Genomic DNA, 16,303 nt, shown 5'->3' with positions numbered 1-16,303 from the left:
AGCAAGCTCGCTCCTACGAAGAGCCGGGCGGGGGCTTTATGCCGGGGCTTCTTCCAACTCCACCAGCGCCGTACCCTCGGCCACCAGTTCGCCTTCGCTGCAATACAGCGATTTCACCACGCCGGCGTGCGGCGCGCGAATGCTGTGTTCCATCTTCATGGCTTCCAGCACCACCAGGGCGGCGCCGGCTTCCACCGCCTGGCCGGGCTGGACCAGGATGCGCACGATGCTGCCGTTCATCGGCGCGCCCAGGCCGCCGTGGTGGGCGTGGGCGGCCTCGGCTTCGGCGATGGCGTCGTAGCGGCGCACCTGCACCAACTCGCCCTGCCACTCCAGATACAGGCTGTCGCCCTGGCGCAGGGCCAGGTGGCGGCGGCGCAGGCCGTCGAGGTCCACTTCCAGCCATTCGCCCTTGAGCGTCGCGCCGCGCACGCCATTGGCATGGCGCAGGCGCACCACCTGGGATTCGCCCTTGGCCAGCAGGTGCAGGTCGGTTTCCCCCGGCAGGCCGCTGCGCCAGCCGTCGCGGGCGCTCCATGGGGAGTGGGCGTCGTCGTTGCGCACGCGCTCGGCTTCGCTTTGCGCCCAGGCCTCGCCGGCCAGTTGCCAGAACTGCGCCGGCAGTTCGCCGGGCGCCGGCAGCAGCTGTTCCTGGTGGCGGGCGATGAAGCCGGTGTCCAGTTCGGCGGCGGCGAAGGCCGGGTGGGCCAGCACGCGGCGCAGGAACGCCAGGTTGGTCTTGAAGCCGCCCACGGCGGTTTCGCTCAGCATCGACAGCAGGCGCTGGCGGGCTTCCTCGCGGTTCTCGCCCCAGGCGATCAGCTTGGCCAGCATGGGGTCGTAGAACGGCGAGATGTCGTCGCCCTCGCGGATGCCGCTGTCCACCCGGCGGCCGGGGCCGGCCGGCGGTTCGCGGTACAGCGCCAGGTGGCCGCTGGCGGGCAGGAAGCCGCCTTCCGGGTCCTCGGCGTAGAGGCGCACTTCGATGGCGTGACCGTTCAGCGGCACCTGCTCCTGGCTGATCGGCAGCGGTTCGCCACGGGCCACGCGGATCTGCCAGGCCACCAGGTCGAGGCCGGTGATGGCCTCGGTGACCGGGTGTTCCACCTGCAGGCGGGTGTTCATTTCCATGAAGAAGAACTGGCCGCTGGCTTCGTCGTAGAGGAACTCCACGGTGCCGGCGCCGACGTAGCCGATGGCCTGGGCGGCGCGCACGGCGGCCTCGCCCATGCCGCGGCGCAGTTCCACCGAGAGGCCGGGGGCGGGAGCTTCCTCGACCACCTTCTGGTGGCGGCGCTGGATCGAGCAGTCGCGCTCGTTGAGGTACAGGCAGTTGCCGTGCTTGTCGGCGAACACCTGGATTTCCACGTGGCGCGGCTTGGTCAGGTATTTCTCCACCAGCATGCGCGAGTCGCCGAAGCCGGACTGGGCCTCGCGCTGGGCGGATTCCAGGGCCTCGGCCAGCTCGCTTTCGCGTTCCACCACCTTCATGCCCTTGCCGCCACCGCCGGCGGCGGCCTTGAGCAGCACCGGGTAGCCGATGCGCGCGGCTTCGCGCTGGAAGGTCGGGTAGTCCTGGGCCTCGCCGTGGTAGCCGGGTACCAGGGGCACGCCGGCATCTTCCATCAGCGCCTTGGCCGCGGACTTGCTGCCCATGGCGTCGATGGCGCTGGCCGGCGGGCCGAGGAACACCAGCCCGGCCTCTTCGCAGGCGCGGGCGAAGCCGGCGTTCTCCGAGAGGAAGCCGTAGCCGGGGTGGATGGCCTGGGCGCCGGCGGCCTTGGCCGCGGCCAGCACGGCGTCGGCGCGCAGGTAGGATTCGGCCGGCTTGGCGCCGCCCAGGTCGATGGCGATGTCCGCCTCTTCGACGTGGCGGGCGTGGCGGTCGGTGGCGCTGTGCACGGCGACGGTGGTCAGGCCCAGGGCCTTGGCGGTGCGCATCACCCGGCAGGCGATCTCGCCGCGGTTGGCCACCAGTAGGGTCGTGATGGTCATGGGCGGGGCTCCTGGTGCGAATGGGCGGATGGGGTGACGATGGGTTTCGCTGCGCTCAACGCCATCCTACGGGTGCGATGATTCATCAGTTGCCTCCCTGCCAGGCCGGCTTGCGCTTCTCGAGGAAGGCGTGCAGGCCCTCTTGCCCTTCGGGGCTGATGCGGATGCGGGCGATGGCGGCCTCGGTGTAGCGGCGCAGGTTGGGGCTCAATTCTCCGCTGCCGATCTCCTGGAACAGCGCCTTGCAAGCCATTAGGGCGCAAGGGGAATTGCACAGCAGGTTGGCGACCCAGGCCTCGACCTTCTCCTCCAGTTCCTCGGCGCCGTAGCACTCGTCCAGCAGGCCCAGCTCGCGGGCGCGGGCACCGTCGAAGCGCTCGGCGGTGAGGGCGTAGCGGGTGGCCGCGCGCTGGCCGATGGCCTTGGTCACGAAGGGCCCGATGGTCGCCGGGATCAGCCCGATGCGTACTTCCGACAGGCAGAACTGCGCCTGCTCGCTGCCCAGGGCCATGTCGCAGCAGGCCACCAGGCCCACGCCGCCGCCGAAGGCCGCGCCCTGGACCACGGCCAGGGTCGGCTTCTTCAGCAGGTGCAGGTTGTTCAGCAGCTCGGCCAGTTGCTGGGCGTCGGCGAGGTTGCCCTGGTAGTTGAGCTGCACCGCCTCCTGCATCCAGGCCAGGTCGGCGCCGCCGCAGAAATGCCTGCCGCGACCGCGCAGCACCAGCAGGCGCACTTCGGCGTCGTCGGCCACCTGGTCCAGCGCCCGGATCAGCTCGGCGATGGTCTGGGCGTTGAAGGCGTTGTTCTTGTCCGGGCGGTTGAGCCATAGGGTGGCTACGCCGCGGTTGTCTTTCTCGAGTTGGATGTTTTCGTAAGTAGGCATGGTCGTTTCCTGGCTGGAAGCCGAAAGCTGGAAGTTGGAAGCGAAAGCCGCGCGACTTCCAGCTTCCGGCTTCAAGCTTCCAGCTTTCTTACATCCTGAATACGCCGAAGCGAGTCGCTTCGATAGGCGCGTTGAGCGAGGCGGACAAGGCCAGGGCAAGCACCTCGCGGGTCTGCGCCGGGTCGATCACGCCGTCGTCCCACAGCCGCGCGCTGGAGTAGTAGGGGTGCCCCTGGCGCTCGTACTGGGCGAGGATCGGCGCCTTGATCTTCGCCTCATCCTCGGCGCTCAGCGTATTGCCGGCGCGCTCGGCCTGCTCGCGCTTGACCTGGGCCAGCACGCCCGCGGCCTGCTCGCCGCCCATCACGCCGATCCGCGCGTTGGGCCACATCCACAGGAAGCGCGGGTCGTAGGCGCGGCCGCACATGCCGTAGTTGCCGGCGCCGAAGCTGCCGCCGATGATCACGGTGAACTTCGGCACCTGAGCGCAGGCCACCGCGGTGACCAGCTTGGCGCCGTGCTTGGCGATGCCGCCGGCCTCGTACTTCTGGCCGACCATGAAGCCGGTGATGTTCTGCAGGAACAGCAGCGGGATGCCGCGCTGGCAAGCCAGTTCGATGAAGTGCGCGCCTTTCTGCGCGGCCTCGGCGAAGAGGATGCCGTTGTTCGCCAGGATGGCGATGGGGTAGCCGTGCAGGTGGGCGAAGCCGCACACCAGGGTGGTACCGAACAGCGCCTTGAACTCGTCGAATTCGCTGCCGTCGACCAGGCGGGCGATGATCTCGCGCACGTCGAACGGCTGCTTGCTGTCCACCGGAATGACGCCGTACAGCTCCTCGGCCGGGTACAGCGGCGCGCGCGGGGCCAGCGTGTTGAGCTTGCCGCGCTTGGTCCAGTTGAGGTTGGCGATGCAGCGGCGGGCGATGGCCAGGGCGTGCTCGTCGTCCTCGGCATAGTGGTCGGCCACGCCGGAAGTCTTGCAGTGCACGTCGGCGCCGCCCAGGTCCTCGGCGCTGACCACCTCGCCGGTGGCGGCCTTCACCAGCGGCGGGCCGGCGAGGAAGATGGTGGCCTGCTCGCGGACCATGATGGTCTCATCGCTCATCGCCGGCACGTAGGCGCCGCCGGCGGTGCACGAGCCCATCACCACGGCGATCTGCGGGATGCCCTGGGCGCTCATGTTGGCCTGGTTGAAGAAGATCCGCCCGAAGTGCTCGCGGTCGGGGAACACCTCGTCCTGGCGCGGCAGGTTGGCGCCGCCGGAGTCCACCAGGTAGATGCACGGCAGGCGGTTCTGCTGGGCGATGGCCTGGGCGCGCAGGTGCTTCTTCACGGTCAGCGGGTAGTAGCTGCCGCCTTTCACCGTGGCGTCGTTGCCGACGATCATGCATTCCACGCCTTCCACGCGGCCGATGCCGGCGACCACGCCGGCGGCGGCCACGTCCTCGCCGTACACCTCATGGGCGGCCAGGGCGGAGACTTCGAGGAACGGCGAGCCGGCGTCGAGCAGGCGGTTGATGCGCTCGCGCACCAGCAGCTTGCCGCGCGCGCTGTGCTTGGCCTGGGCGGCGGCGCCGCCGCCTTCGTGGACGCGGCCGAGCAGGGCGCGCAGGTCCTGGACGCTCTCCAGCATGGTCGCGGCGTTGGCGGCGTATTCCGGAGAGCGGGTGTTGAGTTGGGTGCCGAGGATGGTCATGGCGTCTCCACGAGCTGGGATGGACCTGTAGGAGCGAGCTTGCTCGCGAACGACCTCCGCTGCGGGGCTTGTTCGCGAGCAAGCTCGCTCCTACAAAGGCAATGGCGTCAGCGTTCAGCGGGTCTCGTTGAACAGCTCGCGGCCGATCAGCATGCGGCGGATCTCGCTGGTGCCGGCGCCGATCTCGTAGAGCTTGGCGTCGCGCAGCAGGCGGCCGGTGGGGAACTCGTTGATGTAGCCGTTGCCGCCGAGGATCTGGATGGCGTCCAGGGCCATCTGCGTCGCGCGCTCGGCGGTGTAGAGGATCACCCCGGCGGCGTCCTTGCGGGTGGTCTCGCCACGGTCGCAGGCCTGGGCCACCGCGTACAGGTAGGCGCGGCTGGCGTTGAGCTGGGTGTACATGTCGGCGACCTTGCCCTGGATCAGCTGGAATTCGCCGATGCTCTGGCCGAACTGCTTGCGGTCGTGGATGTAGGGGACGATCACGTCCATGCAGGCCTGCATGATGCCGATCGGGCCACCAGCCAGCACCACGCGCTCGTAGTCCAGGCCGCTCATCAGCACCTTGACGCCGCCGTTGACCGCGCCCAGCACGTTCTCTTCCGGCACTTCCACGTCATCGAAGAACAGCTCGCAGGTGTTCGAGCCGCGCATGCCCAGCTTGTCGAACTTGCTGCCGCGGCTGAAGCCCTTCCAGTCGCGCTCGACGATGAATGCGGTGATGCCGTGCGCGCCCTTCTCCGGCTCGGTCTTGGCGTAGATCACGTAGGTGTTGGCGTCCGGGCCGTTGGTGATCCAGGTCTTGCTGCCGTTGAGCACGAAGCGGTCGCCGCGCTTGTCGGCGCGCAGCTTCATGGAGACCACGTCGGAACCGGCGTTGGGCTCGCTCATGGCCAGGGCGCCGACGTGCTCGCCGCTGATCAGCTTGGGCAGGTACTTGGCCTTCTGCTCGGCATTGCCGTTGCGCTTGATCTGGTTGACGCACAGGTTGGAGTGCGCGCCGTAGGACAGGCCGACCGAGGCCGAGCCGCGGCTGATTTCCTCGATGGCGATGACGTGGGCCAGGTAGCCCATGTTGGCGCCGCCGTATTCCTCCGCGACGGTGATGCCGAGCAGGCCCATGTCGCCGAACTTCTTCCACATGTCCATGGGGAACAGGTTGTCGGCGTCGATCTGCGCGGCGCGCGGAGCCAGTTCGCTGGCGACGAAGCCCTGCACCTGCTCGCGGAGCATGTCGATGGTTTCGCCGAGGCCGAAGTTGAGGGACGGGTAGCTCATGGTTGCACCTGCTTTCTTGTACTTGGATAAGGGTAGGGCGCGCTCAGGCGCGCTGTTTCTTCTCGGTCTCGGCCAGGGCCGCCAGGCAGCGCTCCTCGGCCGTGTCCAGTTCCAGCTTCATCTGCTCGATGTCGAGCAGCTGCTGCTCCAGCTGCGCGCGGCGCGCGGCGATCTTGCCCATGAAGGTATCGAGCTGCTTGCGGTTGCCGCTGCTGGGGTCGTAGAGGTCGATCAGCTCCTTGCACTCGGCCAGCGAGAAGCCGATGCGCTTGCCGCGCAGGATCAGCTTCAGCGCCACCAGGTCCTTGGGGCTGTAGATGCGTTCCTGGCCGCGGCGCTCGGGGCTGAGCATGCCTTGCTCCTCGTAGAAGCGGATGGCGCGGGTGGTGACGTCCAGTTCGCGGGCCAGGTCGGAAATGCTGTAGGTGGTCGGCATCGGGCTTGCTCGTTCGTTTACCTTTACGTTAACGTAAACCTGCGTCGAGGGGCTGTCAATCACTTCGCCGCCGACCGGCTGGCCCGCTAATTGCGTGCGTTGCCGGGCAACCGGGAGTCCTCTTTACTGAAGGGGAGGACGGGTGTAGACAGTCCCTGACCAGCCTGACGTCCCGCGCGGCAACGCACCGCGCGGGCAAGCGGAGCCGAGATCGACATGACAAGAACAATAAGCAGCGACCTGCTGCGCGAGGCCCACCGGGCCCGCGAACGCCTGCAGCGCGAGGGCGAGCTACCCGCCGGCGTGCTGCGCGAGGAAATCGACGCCTCCTGGCGGCGCAGCCTGGGCCACGGCCTGGACTGCGGCAGCGGCAACGACCAGGAGCTGGACAACCGCGCCGGCATCGAGCTGCTGCTGGAGAACAACCGCCTGCTGCTCGACGCCGCCACTCCCGAACTGGACTTCCTGCGCCAGCGCCAGGGCCACGACGCCCTGGTGATCCTGGCCAACGCCGACGCCACCATCGTCTCGGTGGCCGGCGCCCACGAGCGCCTGCGCCGCATCGGCCTGGAAGACATCACCCCGGGCGCCTGCTGGAGCGAGGCCGCGCGCGGCACCAACGCCCTGGGCACCGCCCTGGTGGAAGGCCGCGCCACCCAGATCGACTGCGGCGAGCACTACCTGGAGCGGCTCAGCCGCTTCTCCTGCACCTCCGTGCCCATCAACTGCCCCCGGGGCAATCTGCTCGGGGTGCTCGACCTGACCCGCGAAGGCCCCCTGGCCGGCCCGGTGGAAAGCCTCAGCCTGCTCAACCGCGCGGCGGTGCAGATCGAGGAACGGCTGTTCGCCGCCAGTTTCCCGGGGCAGGTAGTGCTGTCCTTCCACAGCCGCCGCCAGTACCTGGATTCGCCCTGGCAGGGCCTGCTGGCGCTGAGCCTGGAGGGCCGCATCCTGGCCCTCAGCACGCCGGCCTGCCAGTTGCTCGGCGCGCCGCGCGAAACGCTGGTCGGGCGCCGCTGCGAAGACCTGCTGGGCGCCAGGGGCGAGCAACTGCTCGCGCGCCTGCAATCCGGCGCCCTGGGCAGCCTGCAGACGGCCAAGGGCGAGTTCTTCTACAAGGTGCTGCAGGCGCCGCTGCGCGCCAGCGCGGTGTCGGTGCCGGCGCGCCAGCTGCAGCGCCCGGCCCCGGTCGCGCCGGACCTGGAAGCCCTGGCCGGTGGCAACCCGCGCTACGCCCGCGCTTTGCGCATGGCCCGCCAGGGCCTGCTGAACGAACTGCCGGTGCTGCTGCTGGGCGAGACCGGCAGCGGCAAGGAAGTGGTGGCGCGCGCCCTGCACCAGAGCAGTGCGCGCTCCGGCAAGCCGTTCATCGCGGTGAACTGCGCGGCCATCCCCGAAGGGCTGATCGAATCCGAACTGTTCGGCTACCGCGAGGGCGCCTTCACCGGCTCGCGCCGCGGCGGCATGGTCGGCCGCCTGCAGCAGGCCCACGGCGGCACCCTGTTCCTCGACGAGATCGGCGACATGCCCCTGGCCCTGCAGGCCCGCCTGCTGCGCGTGCTGCAGGAGCGCAAGGTGGCGCCGCTGGGCGCGGGTGAGGAGCAGGACATCGACGTAGCGCTGATCTGCGCCACCCACCGCGACCTCAAGCGCCAGGTGGAGGAGAAGCAGTTCCGCGAAGACCTCTACTACCGCGTCAACGGCATCAGCGTGCGCCTGCCGGCCCTGCGCGAGCGCGACGACCTCGGCCAACTGGCCCAGGGCCTGCTGGCCAAGCTGGGCGCGCCCGAGGTGCGGTTGGACGACGAACTCTTCGCGCTGCTGGCCGACTACCACTGGCCGGGCAACATCCGCCAGCTGGAAATGGTGCTGCGCACCGCCCTGGCCATGCGCGAGCAGGGCGAAAACACCCTGGGCCTGGAGCACCTGCCGGACAGCACCCTGGAAGAACTCGCCGCCGGCGAGCGGCAGCCCTGCGGGCGCATCCGCGAGACCGAGATGGAGCTGATCCGCCAGGCCCTGGACCGCCACCAGGGCAACGTCTCGGCGGCCGCCGACGCCCTGGGCATCAGCCGCGCCACCCTGTACCGCAAGCTCAAGCAACTGAAGGGCGGCTGATGTTCTTCACCCGCCTGATCGACAGCGACGACCCCAAGGCCCTCAAGGAAGCGCTGCACTGGCTGTACGGCTTCGTCCGCCCGCAGCGCCTGGCCATCCTCGGCCTGCTCGGCCTGGCCCTGTGCGCCTCGCTGCTGGCCCTGGCGCAACCCTGGCTGACCAAGCTGCTGATCGACGACGGCCTGCTGGCCCGCGACTTCCCCCTGCTGGCGCTGCTGGCCGGGGTGATGATCGTGGTCGGGCTGGTCGGCACCGTGCTGTCGGGGCTCAACCGCTACCTGCACACGCGGCTCTCCGGGCGCATCCTGTTCGCCCTGCGCGATGCGCTGTACCGCCACCTGCAAAGCCTGTCGCCGACCTTCTTCGCTCGCCGCCGCATCGGCGACCTGATGTCGCGGCTGGACGGCGACGTGGCCGAAATCCAGCGCTTCGCCGTGGACTCGCTGTTCTCCGCGGTGTCCGCCGTGATCGGCCTGGTCGGCTCGCTGGCATTGCTGCTGACGCTCAGTTGGCAACTGTCGCTGCTGGTCGCCGTGCTGATCCCGCTGGACGTGCTCTGGCTGCGCTGGATGCGCAAGAAGGTCGAACGCGAGGCGCGCCAGCTGCGCGAACGTTCGGCCGACCTGTCGTCGTTCTTCGTCGAGACCCTGCCGGCGATGAAGTTCATCCAGTCCGCCGGCCAGCAGGGCCGCGAGGCGCAACGCCTGGAGGGCCTGGGCCAGGGCTACCTGGGCCAGCTGCTGCGCTTGCAGCTGACCGAATTCTTCACCCAGGCGCTGCCGGGGACGCTGATGTCGCTGTCGCGCGCCTGCGCCTTTCTGGTCGGCGGCTACTGGGTGGTGCAGGGCACCTGGCAGCTGGGCTCGCTGATCGCCTTCTCCACCTACCTGGGCATGGCCATCGGCCCGGTGCAGAGCCTGCTGGGCCTGTACGTGGCGCTGCAACGCATGACCGTCAGCCTGGGCCGGGTGATGGAGCTGCGCGGCGAGGAGCCGGGCGTGGCGTCGCCGGCGCAGCCCAGGCCGATGCCGAGCATCGGCGAACTGCGCCTGGAAGGCGTGAGCTTCAACCACACCGGCCGCAGCCAACCCTTGCTGGACCAGGTGGACGCCTGCATCCCGGCCGGGCGCAAGGTGGCCCTGAGCGGGCCCTCGGGCGTCGGCAAGAGCACCCTTACCGACCTGCTGCAACGCTTCTACGACCCCGACCAGGGCCGCATCCTGCTGGACGGCGTGGACCTGCGCGAGCTGGACCTGTTCGAGCTGCGCCGGCGCATCGCCGTGGTCAGCCAGGAGCTGGTGCTGTTCCGCGGAAGCCTGGCGGACAACCTGTCGTACAGCGCGCCCCACGTCAGCCGTGAAGAAATCGAAAGGGTGGCGACGCTGGCGCAGCTGGACGGCCTGATCGCCAGCCTGCCCGAAGGCCTCGACAGCCCCCTGGGCGAGCGTGGCCAGCAATTGTCCGGCGGGCAGAAGCAGCGCATCGCCATCGCCCGCGCGCTGCTGCAGGACCCGCTGGTGCTGATCCTCGACGAAGCCACCTCGCAGGTGGACGAAAGCACCGAGCGCGAGGTGATAGCCGCCATCGACCGGCTGTTCGCCGGGCGCACGCGCATCCTCGTCAGCCACCGCCCCTCGACATTGGCCGAGGCCGACCTGCACCTGGAGCTGCAGGACGGCCGGTTGAGCGTGCGCGAGGTGCCGTTGGTGGCCGTGGGAGGACAGAGTGGCTGAGGTGCGGGTGGGAGTAGTCGACAGCGGCCATGCCGTGGAGCAGGCGGGTTGCGTGGTGGCCGGGCAGCGTTTCTGTCTGGCTGATGATGGAGTGGACCGATTGCCACTGGCGGCCGATGTTTTGGGTCATGGCTCGGCGGTGATCCAGGCGGTGCTTTCCCGGGCGCCGCAAGCGTGTTTCAGCGTGGCCCAGGTGTTCGACGGTCGCGGTGTGACCAGCCCGTTGCAGATCGCGGCCGCGTTGCAATGGCTGGGCGGGCAGGGTGCGCGCGTGGTCAACCTGAGTCTGGGTGTGCGCCAGGATCGGCCGATCCTCCGCGAGGCCGTCGCCGAACTGGTGGAGGCGGGCGTTCTGGTCTGCGCGTCGAGCCCGGCGCGGGGTGAGCCGGTGTTTCCGGCGGCCTATCCGGGGGTGGTGCGGGTGACCGGGGATGCGCGTTGTGGCGAGGGGGAGTGGTCGTGGCTGGGGAGTGCGCAGGCGGATTTCGGGGCGGCTGTGCGGGTTGCGGGGCAGGCGGGGGCGAGTTTGGGGTGTGCGGCTTTTTGTGGGCATCTGGTTGCTTTGCTGGGGGAGCGGCCGGGGGTGTCGAATTCGGAGTTGTTGGCGTTGATGCGGGAGGGGGCTGCTTACAAGGGGATCGAGCGGAAGGTGAGTTTATGAGTGGGGTTGGGGTTCCTTTCCCTCTCCCCAGCCCTCTCCCTGAAGGGAGAGGGGGCCGTTCGGTGTGGCTGGAAGTTCCGAGTCTTCCTGATATTCCGCGACTGCCGGCTGCATACCTAACTTCGCCACCGCTCCGTACAGTCCAGAGGGTTAGGGAGAGGGGGCGGACGCATCATCGGCACCATGTTTTCCCTCACCCTAGCCCTCTCCCAGAGGGAGAGGGGACCGTTCGGCGTTGCCGGATAGTACGGTTTCTTCCTGGCGTCACAGGAAGAGCGCCATGCCTTGCCACTGCTGAGGACAGCTCCCTCTCCCCCCGGGAGAGGGCTGTTCGGCGTTGCCGGGTAGTGCGGTTTCTTCCAGGCGTCACAGGAAGAACGCCATGCCTTGCTACCGCTGAGGACGGCCCCCTCTCCCCCCGGGAGAGGGCTGTTCGGCGTTGCCGGAGAGTGCGGTTTCTTCCCGGCATCACAGGAAGAACGCCATGCCTTGCCACCACTGAGGACGGCTCCCTCTCCCTCTGGGAGAGGGCTGGGGTGAGGGGGCGGGCCTATCATCGGCACCACAGGCCCAGGCCCGCGATAGGGTTCAAATCTCCATGCCCCCAATCCTGATCCTCGGCGCCGGCCCCGCCGGAGCAGCCACGGCCATCGGCCTCCACCGCCTCGGCCATCCCGTCACCGTCATCAGCGAATGGCGCCGCTTCGCCGCCGTCGAAGGCGTCTCCCAACGCGTCCTCGACGGCCTGCGTCACGCCGGCCTCGATCATGCCCTGGCCTGCACCGCGCCGCCTTCGCAACGCCGGGTGAACTGGAACGGCAGCGAAAGCGTGCAGAACGTCGAATTCATCCTCGACCGCCCGCTGTTCGACCAGGGCCTGCGCCAGGACCTGCACGACGCCGGTATCCAGGTGCTGGAAGACCGCGTGCTCGGCGTGGAATCCGACGCCACGGGCCACCACGTGCGCCTGGAAAGCGGCCAGCACCTGCACACTCCCTTCCTCGTCGAAGCCCGCGGTCGCCAGGCGCCGCTGAACCAGAAGGCCGGCAAGGCCCGTCGCGGCCCGGAAACCCTCAGCCTGCTCAGCCGCTGGCAGGGTGCGCGGGGGCCGGTGGCCAGCGCGGTGCAGAGCCTGGTCGATGGCTGGGCGTGGATGGCGCGGCTGGCCGACGGGCGCTGCTACTGGCAGTTGACCCTGGACGTGGCCAGCAGCGCGCTGCCGCCCAAGGAGCAACTACTCGACTACTGCCGCGAACGGCGCCAGCGCTCCGCACTCAGCCAGGCATTCTTCGGCGGCCACCCCGAACAGGACCTGGAACTGCACGCCCGCAGCAGCACGCCGATCCTCTGCCTGGAGGCCTGCGGCGAGAACTGGATTCGCGTGGGCGATGCGGCCATGGCGGTGGACCCGCTGTCCGGCAACGGCATCTTCCAGTCGCTGTCCTCGGCGTTGCAGGCGCCTGCCGTCATCAACACGCTGTTGCGCGCCCCGCAGCGCGCCGAGTTGGCCAAGCGCTTCCACCAGCGCCGGGTGGAGCAGCTGTTCCTGCGCTTCGCCCGCGTCGGTCGCGACTTCTATGCCGAAGAAAAACAATGGGCTGACCAACCCTTTTGGCAGGCCCGCCGCGCCTGGCCGGACGAGGTGCCCAGCCACGCCCCGGCGGACTTCGACGCCTTGCGTATCGAACGCGCCCCGGTGCTGCGCGACGGCCTGGTGGACGAGGCCGAGGTGGTGGTCAGCCCCGACCAGCCCCTGGGCATCTGGCACCTGCAGGGCCTGGAGCTGGCGCCCTGGTTGCGGCGCCTGCGCAGCGAGCCGCAGGCGCAGGTGCTGGCCGCGCTGCCGGAGCAGCAGCGGCGCATCTTCCAGGGCTGGCTGCTGAGCCAGGGCTATCGCCCGCGCTGATCAGGCCTTGAACTGCTGCACCAGGCGGTGCTGCTGCTCGGCGCTGTGGTTCAGCTGCTGGCTCAGGTGCGCCGAGCGCTCGGCCTGGTCCGACAGGGCCTGGGTCACGTCGCGGATGGCGCCGATGTTGCGGCCGATCTCCTCGGCCACGCTGCTCTGCTCCTCGGCGGCGCTGGCGATCTGCAGGTTCATGTCGCTGATCAGGTTCACCGCGCCGGTGATGCGTTGCAGCGCGTCTATCGCCTGGCGCGCCTGCTGCACGTTGTCCTGGGCCTGGCGGTAGCTGCTGTGCATGGCGTCGGCCACCGACAGGCTGCGTGCCTGCAGGTTCTCGATCACCCCGCGAATCTCCTCCACCGAATCCTGGGTGCGCCTGGCCAGGCCGCGCACCTCGTCGGCGACCACGGCGAAGCCGCGCCCGGATTCGCCGGCCCGCGCCGCCTCGATGGCGGCGTTGAGCGCCAGCAGGTTGGTCTGTGCGGCGATGCTCTGGATCACTTCCAGGATCGCGCCGATCTGCTCGTTGCTGCTGGCCAGGTTCTGCAGCTCGCCCATGGCCTGGTTCATGTCGCCGGCCAGGGCGTCGATGCCGGCGCTGGTGGCCTCGATGGTGGCGTAGCCCTGCTGGCTGGCGCGCTCGGCCTCGCTGGCGGCCTGGGCGGCGCTGGCCGCGCTCTGCGCCGAGGCGTTGGCGGTGGCGGACATCTCCTGCAGCGCGGTGGCGACCATGTCGATCTCGCGGAACTGCTGCTGGATGCCGTCGCTGGTCTGGCGGGCGATGGCGGCGGTCTGGTCGGCGCCGGCGCGGGCTTCGCCACTGGCGGTCTGCACCGCGGCGATGCTCGGCTGCAGCTTGTCGAGGAAGCGGTTGAAGGCCAGGGCCAGGCGGCCCAGTTCGTCGTGGCGCGGGTAGTCCAGGCGGCGGGTGAGGTCGCCTTCGCCGTCGGCGATGTCCTCCAGCATGCGCGCAAGGCCGAGGATCGGCCGGCTGATGCCGCGGGCGGTGAGGGTGATGATGCCCAGGCCCAGTAGCGCCACCAGCGCGCCCAGGCCGATTTCCAGCCAGGTGCTGCGCGCGCGCAGGCCCTCCAGGGTGTGCTTCAGCGACTGCGCCGGGGCCAGCAGCACCTGCCGGGGCACGCTGAGCAGGATGCCCCAGGGCTTGGCGCCGGCCAGCGGCGCCAGGCTGGCGAGCACGCTGACGTCGTCGCCCTGGTCGTAGGTCAGCGAGCGGCCCTGGGCCATGTCGCCCAGCACCTGGGGCAGCGCCGCGTCCTTGAACGGCTGGCCGAGGCCGGCGGCGTTGGCGCTGTCGCTGGCCAGCAGGCCGTTGGGGCTGAGGATGCGGATGCGCCCCTGGCCGTCGAACAGCTGGCGGCTGCCCTCGACGCTGCTCTGCTGCAGCGCCGCGAGGTCGATGTCGAAGCCCACGGCGGCGACGAACTTGCCGTCTTCCAGCAGCGGCAGGGTGATGCTGGTGACCAGCCGGCGCTGCCCGGAGGCGTCGTCGAAGTAGGGGTCGAGCACGCAGGGCTTCAGGCTGTCCCGCGAGCAGGTGAAGAAGGCGTTGTACGGCTGGCCGCTGGGGCCGGGGGTGGTGTCGGCCAGCACCTGCTCGGTGCCGACCACGTTCTGCTGCTGGCCGCCGCTGCGCAGCAGGTACAGGGTGAAGCGGCCGTTCTCGTTGCTGCCCAGCTCGTCGCGGCCCTTGACGCGGGCGTCGGCGCCGTCCAGGGCGTCGACGCCGAAGACCACGAACAGCCCCAGCAGCTCCGGGTGCGCGGCCAGGGTGCCGCCCATCTCGGCGACCACCTTGCGCCGCAGCGCCTCGGCGTCGAGGTTGCCCAGGCGCTGCTGCTCGCGCAGCGCCTGCAGGGTGCGCGACAGGCCCTCGCCGAGCAGCAGCTTGTCCTGCAGCTGGCGTTGCAGTTGCAGGGCCTGCACCTGGCCCTGGGTCTGCAGGCTGGCGTGGGCGGCCCCGGCGAACAGCTTGCCGCTGTCCTCGGCGATCACCTGGCTGTCCTGGCGCGCCTGGTACAGCGACAGGCCGATCAGGGTGGCGGCGATGCCCAGCAGGCACAGGCCGGCGAGCCAGGTGATGCGGCCCTGGAGGGTGGAGTGGATGCTGCGCATGGGAGGCCTCCCTGGAAACCGCGAAACCCGCCGGCGCGCCACCGCCGGGATGGGGGCCGGCGGTGGCGCGGAGGCGGGTTCGTGGCTTGTGGCTTAGAAGGTGCTGGTGAAGATCAGCTGGGTGTAGAGGTTGTCGTCGTTGCCGCCGATCTGGGTGCCGCCTTGCTCGGCGCTCTTCTTCGGCTTGTACACGCCGACCAGCGGGGTGATGGTCAGGTGCGGGCTGACGGTCCAGTCGGCGTACAGGTCGATCTCGTGGCCGCCGAGGTTGCCCAGGTCCTTGTCGATGGTGTCGAAGCGGAACCACTGCAGGCCGACGTCGAAGGTCTCCGTCGGCTGGATCCTGGCGCCGACGTTGTGGACGCGGGTGTTGCTGTTGAAGGGGCCGGAGTAGTTGCCCGCCACCTCGCCCTGGAACCAGGTGCCGAAGCCGCGGCTGAAGCCGTAGAACAGCGGGTCGAAGCCTTCGGAGAAGCGGCTGAAGCGGTAGCTGACGTAGGGCTTCCAGGCGGCGTCGGCGAAGGTCCAGCCGGCCTCCAGGTACCAGGCGTTCTCGTCGTCGGCGTGGCGCTTGTCCTGCCAGGCGTACTCGCCGGAGAGGAACAGGTTCTCCACGCCGGCGTTGCCCTGGCCGCGCAGGCTGTAGGTCTTCATGTCCTTGCGGTCGAGCTGGGCGGGGGAGGCGTACTGCTCGTCGATGTCGGTGACGTCGATGTAGGTCAGGCCCAGGGTGCCGGCGTCACTGACGTGCTCCAGGGTGCCGACGTACAGCTCGGGCTTGGCCTGGGCCGGGTTGTCGGACTTCAGGCGCATGATGTCGCCGCGCCAACCCTGCTTGCCGCCGATGCGCAGCACCGCGGTCTCGTCGAAGCTGCGGCGGCCGGCCAGGTAGTAGGCGCCGCCGCGGTCGAACATGCCGTCGGCCAGGCCATTGCCGAAGTTGAGGGCGTCGCCGTTGATCAGGAAGCCGTCGCCGACCACGATGTTCTGGCGGCCGAAGGAGAAGTCGATGCCGTCCTCGCCCAGCACCGGGAACAGCGTGCCCGAGCGCCAGCCCAGGTAGGCGTCCTCGATCTTGGTGGTGCGCTCGGAGCCGTCGGTGAAGCCGGCGGCGTCGCCGTCGCCCCAGGTCGCCGAGCTGAGCAGGGCGAAGGCGCCATACACACTGCCGGCGCCGCCCAGGCGCTGGTCGCCGCTCAGGCCGTACTTGATGAAGCCTTCCTGCCAATAGGACGAGCCCTTGTCCTTGGTGCCGCTCTGCGCGTAATTCTCCTGGCTGTGCAGCAGCGCGTAGACTGCGGTGAGGTCGGCGTTGAGGTGGGTATCGTCGGTGGAATACAGCGAGTAGGCGCTGGCTTGGCCGCTGCCCGCGATCAGCAGGGCGAGCAGCGTCGGGCGCAGGACGGTGGATCGGGTCATGGCGTGCATCCGTATCGTTATTGTTGGCAGGGGACGAAACTCCCT

At 69.5% G+C, this 16,303-nt stretch carries 11 protein-coding genes and 1 pseudogene; 4 read left to right on the top strand and 8 right to left on the bottom strand.

Annotated elements, in window-relative coordinates; genetic code table 11:
- Positions 1-36: 36 nt before the first annotated feature.
- From ACTWJ5_RS18940 to ACTWJ5_RS18920, 5 genes are all read right to left on the bottom strand, one after another.
- Positions 37-1,995, bottom strand: a complete 1,959-nt coding sequence (locus ACTWJ5_RS18940) for an acetyl/propionyl/methylcrotonyl-CoA carboxylase subunit alpha (protein WP_444436310.1) — start codon at positions 1,993-1,995, stop codon at positions 37-39.
- Between the two features lie 85 nt (positions 1,996-2,080).
- The gene (locus ACTWJ5_RS18935) at positions 2,081-2,878 is read right to left on the bottom strand and encodes a gamma-carboxygeranoyl-CoA hydratase (RefSeq protein ID WP_444436309.1); all 798 of its coding nucleotides are present in this window, start codon (positions 2,876-2,878) and stop codon (positions 2,081-2,083) included.
- 88 nt (positions 2,879-2,966) lie between these two features.
- Complete coding sequence (locus ACTWJ5_RS18930; protein WP_444436308.1) at positions 2,967-4,574, bottom strand: carboxyl transferase domain-containing protein; 1,608 nt, start codon at positions 4,572-4,574, stop codon at positions 2,967-2,969.
- 114 nt (positions 4,575-4,688) lie between these two features.
- Positions 4,689-5,852, bottom strand: coding sequence for an isovaleryl-CoA dehydrogenase (locus tag ACTWJ5_RS18925; RefSeq protein WP_444436307.1), 1,164 nt, complete (start codon positions 5,850-5,852; stop codon positions 4,689-4,691).
- A gap of 43 nt (positions 5,853-5,895) precedes the next feature.
- Positions 5,896-6,288 carry a MerR family transcriptional regulator gene (locus ACTWJ5_RS18920; protein WP_043271816.1) on the bottom strand — a complete coding sequence of 131 codons (393 nt, stop codon included), beginning with the start codon at positions 6,286-6,288 and terminating at the stop codon, positions 5,896-5,898.
- Between the two features lie 210 nt (positions 6,289-6,498).
- Between ACTWJ5_RS18920 and ACTWJ5_RS18915 the strand changes: the two genes are divergently transcribed.
- The 4 genes from ACTWJ5_RS18915 (at position 6,499) to qhpG (ending at position 12,706) form a co-directional block, all read left to right on the top strand.
- The gene (locus ACTWJ5_RS18915) at positions 6,499-8,406 is read left to right on the top strand and encodes a sigma-54-dependent Fis family transcriptional regulator (protein ID WP_444439619.1); all 1,908 of its coding nucleotides are present in this window, start codon (positions 6,499-6,501) and stop codon (positions 8,404-8,406) included.
- Entirely contained in the window at positions 8,406-10,139 is a 1,734-nt protein-coding gene (locus ACTWJ5_RS18910) for an ABC transporter ATP-binding protein (RefSeq protein ID WP_444436306.1), read from the top strand. Before ACTWJ5_RS18915 ends, ACTWJ5_RS18910 begins: the two co-directional genes overlap by 1 nt.
- A complete protein-coding gene (gene qhpE / locus ACTWJ5_RS18905) occupies positions 10,132-10,800 on the top strand; it encodes a subtilisin-like serine protease QhpE (protein WP_444436305.1) in 669 nt (222 codons plus the stop codon). The genes ACTWJ5_RS18910 and qhpE overlap by 8 nt, the downstream gene beginning before the upstream one ends.
- Positions 10,801-11,398: 598 nt before the next feature.
- A complete protein-coding gene (gene qhpG / locus ACTWJ5_RS18900) occupies positions 11,399-12,706 on the top strand; it encodes a flavin-dependent monooxygenase QhpG (protein ID WP_444436304.1) in 1,308 nt (435 codons plus the stop codon).
- Here the strand turns inward: qhpG and ACTWJ5_RS18895 are convergent, their stop codons facing one another.
- The 3 genes and pseudogenes from ACTWJ5_RS18895 to ACTWJ5_RS18885 all read right to left on the bottom strand — a co-directional run bounded on the left by ACTWJ5_RS18895 (position 12,707) and on the right by ACTWJ5_RS18885 (position 16,258).
- Entirely contained in the window at positions 12,707-13,411 is a 705-nt protein-coding gene (locus tag ACTWJ5_RS18895; protein WP_370311611.1) for a methyl-accepting chemotaxis protein, read from the bottom strand. It lies immediately after the preceding gene.
- A 201-nt stretch (positions 13,412-13,612) separates the two neighbouring features.
- Positions 13,613-13,669, bottom strand: a pseudogene (locus tag ACTWJ5_RS18890) (hypothetical protein); the annotation flags it as partial.
- A gap of 1,263 nt (positions 13,670-14,932) precedes the next feature.
- Positions 14,933-16,258, bottom strand: coding sequence for a hypothetical protein (locus ACTWJ5_RS18885; RefSeq protein WP_058491008.1), 1,326 nt, complete (start codon positions 16,256-16,258; stop codon positions 14,933-14,935).
- Positions 16,259-16,303 lie beyond the last annotated feature (45 nt).

Source organism: Pseudomonas sp. A6 (genome assembly GCF_052367875.1).
Lineage (GTDB): Bacteria > Pseudomonadota > Gammaproteobacteria > Pseudomonadales > Pseudomonadaceae > Pseudomonas > Pseudomonas citronellolis.
This window is presented reverse-complemented; position numbering and strand designations above follow the sequence as displayed.